Source organism: Streptomyces sp. MB09-02B, from assembly GCF_033794485.1.
Classification (GTDB): Bacteria; Actinomycetota; Actinomycetes; order Streptomycetales; family Streptomycetaceae; genus Streptomyces.
The window spans coordinates 2,964-4,994 of sequence record NZ_JARGEE010000558.1; the positions used below are offsets into that span (position 1 = coordinate 2,964).

2 rRNA genes (1 of these 2 cut by a window edge) are annotated in these 2,031 nt (G+C 57.2%); both read left to right on the top strand.

Annotated features, from left to right (window positions below):
• Positions 1-1,825, top strand: a 23S ribosomal RNA gene (locus tag P1P70_RS40520) (it extends 1,371 nt beyond the left edge of the window).
• 89 nt (positions 1,826-1,914) lie between these two features.
• A 5S ribosomal RNA gene (gene rrf, locus P1P70_RS40525) occupies positions 1,915-2,031 on the top strand.

The window sequence follows — 2,031 nt, forward strand, 5'->3', positions numbered from 1 at the left end:
GGATGGGTAGGGGAGCGTCGTGTGCCGGGTGAAGCAGCCGCGGAAGCGAGTTGTGGACGGTTCACGAGTGAGAATGCAGGCATGAGTAGCGATACAAACGTGAGAAACGTTTGCGCCGATTGACCAAGGGTTCCTGGGTCAAGCTGATCTGCCCAGGGTAAGTCGGGACCTAAGGCGAGGCCGACAGGCGTAGTCGATGGATAACCGGTTGATATTCCGGTACCCGCTGTGAAGCGTCAAACATCGAACCAGGCGATGCTAAGTCCGTGAAGCCGCCCCGGAGCCTTCGGGCAAAGGGGAGTGGTGGAGCCGACGAACCAGACTTGCAGTAGGTGAGTGATGGGGTGACGCAGGAAGGTAGTCCATCCCGGGCGGTGGTTGTCCCGGGGTAAGGGTGTAGGCCGTGCGATAGGTAAATCCGTCGTACTTGTGGCTGAGACCTGATGCCGAGCCGATTGTGGTGAAGTGGATGATCCTATGCTGTCGAGAAAAGCCTCTAGCGAGTTTCATGGCGGCCCGTACCCTAAACCGACTCAGGTGGTCAGGTAGAGAATACCGAGGCGTTCGGGTGAACTATGGTTAAGGAACTCGGCAAAATGCCCCCGTAACTTCGGGAGAAGGGGGGCCATCACTGGTGATCCGATTTACTCGGTGAGCTGGGGGTGGCCGCAGAGACCAGCGAGAAGCGACTGTTTACTAAAAACACAGGTCCGTGCGAAGCCGTAAGGCGATGTATACGGACTGACGCCTGCCCGGTGCTGGAACGTTAAGGGGACCGGTTAGTCACTCTTCGGGGTGGCGAAGCTGAGAACTTAAGCGCCAGTAAACGGCGGTGGTAACTATAACCATCCTAAGGTAGCGAAATTCCTTGTCGGGTAAGTTCCGACCTGCACGAATGGCGTAACGACTTCTCGACTGTCTCAACCATAGGCCCGGTGAAATTGCACTACGAGTAAAGATGCTCGTTTCGCGCAGCAGGACGGAAAGACCCCGGGACCTTTACTACAGTTTGATATTGGTGTTCGGTTCGGCTTGTGTAGGATAGCTGGGAGACTGTGAAGCTCGGACGCCAGTTCGGGTGGAGTCGTCGTTGAAATACCAGTCTGGTCGTGCTGGATGTCTAACCCGGGTCCGTGATCCGGATCGGGGACAGTGTCTGATGGGTAGTTTAACTGGGGCGGTTGCCTCCCAAAGGGTAACGGAGGCGCCCAAAGGTTCCCTCAGCCTGGTTGGCAATCAGGTGGTGAGTGTAAGTGCACAAGGGAGCTTGACTGTGAGACCGACGGGTCGAGCAGGGACGAAAGTCGGGACTAGTGATCCGGCGGTGGCTTGTGGAAGCGCCGTCGCTCAACGGATAAAAGGTACCCCGGGGATAACAGGCTGATCTTCCCCAAGAGTCCATATCGACGGGATGGTTTGGCACCTCGATGTCGGCTCGTCGCATCCTGGGGCTGGAGTCGGTCCCAAGGGTTGGGCTGTTCGCCCATTAAAGCGGTACGCGAGCTGGGTTTAGAACGTCGTGAGACAGTTCGGTCCCTATCCGCTGCGCGCGCAGGAATATTGAGAAGGGCTGTCCCTAGTACGAGAGGACCGGGACGGACGAACCTCTGGTGTGCCAGTTGTTCTGCCAAGGGCATGGCTGGTTGGCTACGTTCGGGAGGGATAACCGCTGAAAGCATCTAAGCGGGAAGCCTGCTTCGAGATGAGTATTCCCACCCACTTGATGGGGTAAGGCTCCCAGTAGACGACTGGGTTGATAGGCCAGATATGGAAGCCTGGTAACGGGTGGAGTTGACTGGTACTAATAGGCCGAGGGCTTGTCCTCAGTTGCTCGCGTCCACTGTGTTGGTTCTGAAACCACGAACAACCCCATGCCATGGTCACGGTGTGGTGCGGTTGAGTGTTTCATAGTGTTTCGGTGGTCATAGCGTGAGGGAAACGCCCGGTTACATTCCGAACCCGGAAGCTAAGCCTTACAGCGCCGATGGTACTGCAGGGGGGACCCTGTGGGAGAGTAGGACGCCGCCGAAC